The organism is Gordonibacter pamelaeae 7-10-1-b (assembly GCF_000210055.1).
GTDB classification, from domain to species: Bacteria; Actinomycetota; Coriobacteriia; order Coriobacteriales; family Eggerthellaceae; genus Gordonibacter; species Gordonibacter pamelaeae.
This window is the reverse complement of sequence record NC_021021.1, coordinates 1647518-1649402: the sequence shown is the minus strand read 5'-3', so window position 1 is coordinate 1649402 and position 1885 is coordinate 1647518. Positions and strand designations below refer to the sequence as shown.

The following is a 1885-nucleotide window of genomic DNA, read 5'->3' as shown; positions in this document are numbered from 1 at the left end:
GACGGCCCAACCCCGGGTGCGCAGCGCCTCGGCCGCCTCGATGGCGAGCGCCGCGTTCGCGGGCTGGTAGCTGCCGAGCAGCCGCGTGCGCAGGTCGGTAAAGCGCCCATAGGAGAACGGACGCAGGGGCGCCCCGGGAACCCCCCAGTCCACCGTACCCGCCTCCAAGAGCGCGAGGTCGGGCACGGTCAGCGCATCGCCCGCCGCCGCAGCCGCTGCCTCGACCGCCGCCATCGCCTCGGGCTCCTGGGGCCACGACACCACAGCCGAACCCGGCTTCACGATGCCCGCCTTCTCGCCCGCGATGGCCGCTAGCGTGTTGCCGAGCAGTGCCGTGTGGTCGAGTCCGATGCGCGCGATGACGGCAACCTCGGGCGCGTCGATGACGTTCGTGGAGTCGAGGCGGCCGCCGAGGCCCACCTCGAGCACCACGACGTCGCAACCGCTCCGCGCGAAATGCACGAGCGCCACGGCGCACATGAGCTCGAACTCGGTGGGATGGTCCGCCATGGCCTCGGCCTGCTCCTTCACAAGCAGCGTCGCCTCGATGAGGTCGTCAGCCGAGATGTTCGCCCCGTCCACGCGGATGCGCTCCTCGAACGCGATGAGGTACGGGCTGGTGAACAGCCCCGTGCGCAAGCCCGCGGCCTGCAGGATGGAGGCGAGGTAGGCGCAGGTCGACCCCTTGCCGTTCGTACCGGCCACGTGCACGAACTTGAGGCGGTCCTGCGGCCGGCCCAGCCGATCGAGCAGCTCGCAGATGCGATCGAGCCCGAGCCGCGACTCCAGCCAGCGCGGCTCGTTGATGTAGGCGATCGGGTCGAACGACATGGAAGGCCTCCTTAATAAAACGAACGAGTGTTTCACGTGAAACACTCGTTCCAGAAAACGATGGATAAACGCGTTACTCTTGCGTCAGATACTCCCCGATGCCCGCCGCGGCGCGCTTGCCGGCACCCATGGCCAGGATGACGGTCGCCGCGCCGATCACCGCGTCGCCGCCGGCGAACACGCCCGGCTTCGACGTGGCGCCCGTGCGCTCGTCGGCCACGATCAGGCTGCGCGGCGTCACCTCGAGCCCCGGGGTGGTCTTCGCGATCAGCGGGTTGGTCTTCGACCCTGCCGCCACCACCAGCATGTCGATGTCGATGACGAACTCGCTGCCCTCGATCGGCGCGGGGCGGCGGCGTCCGCTCGCGTCGGGCTCGCCCAGCTCCATGCGCACGCACTCGACGCCCGACACCCAGCCGCTCTCGTCGCCCAGAATGCGCACCGGGTTCGTCAGCAGCTGGAACTTGATGCCCTCCTGCTCGGCATGGTGCACTTCCTCGGCGCGCGCCGGCATCTCCTCGCGTCCGCGGCGGTACACCACGGTCACGTCGGCGCCCAGGCGCCTCGCCGTGCGCGCCGCGTCCATGGCCACGTTGCCGCCGCCCACCACCACGCACTTCTTACCCGCGTACACCGGCGTCTCGTATTCGGGGAACTGGTACGCCTTCATAAGGTTCACGCGGGTCAGAAGCTCGCTTGCCACCGACACGCCGTTGAGGCCCTCGCCCTCGATGCCCAGGTAGCTGGGAAGCCCCGCGCCCGTGCCCACGAACACGGCGTCGAAGCCGCGGTCCTCCATGAGCTCGTCGATGTCGTAGAGCTTGCCCACCAGGGCGTTCACCTCGAACGAAACGCCTTTGTCGCCCAGCTTCGACACCTCGCGCTGCACGAGGTCCTTCGGCAGGCGGAACTCGGGTATGCCGTAGGTGAGCACGCCGCCCACCTTGTGCAGCGCCTCGAACACCGTGATATCGCATCCGCGCTTCACCAGCTCGCCCGCGCAGGTCAGCGACGCCGGGCCCGAGCCGATGACCGCCACGCGCTTGCCGGCCAG

Annotated in this window: 2 protein-coding genes; both read right to left on the bottom strand. The window is 69.3% G+C overall.

Going from position 1 to position 1885, the window contains the following annotated elements:
• On the bottom strand, positions 1–831 hold an 831-nt coding region (locus GPA_RS07670; RefSeq protein ID WP_041239278.1), incomplete at its 3' end, for a bifunctional folylpolyglutamate synthase/dihydrofolate synthase.
• A gap of 73 nt (positions 832–904) precedes the next feature.
• Positions 905–1885: FAD-dependent oxidoreductase (locus GPA_RS07665; protein ID WP_156791146.1), on the bottom strand; the 981-nt coding region annotated here is incomplete at its 5' end.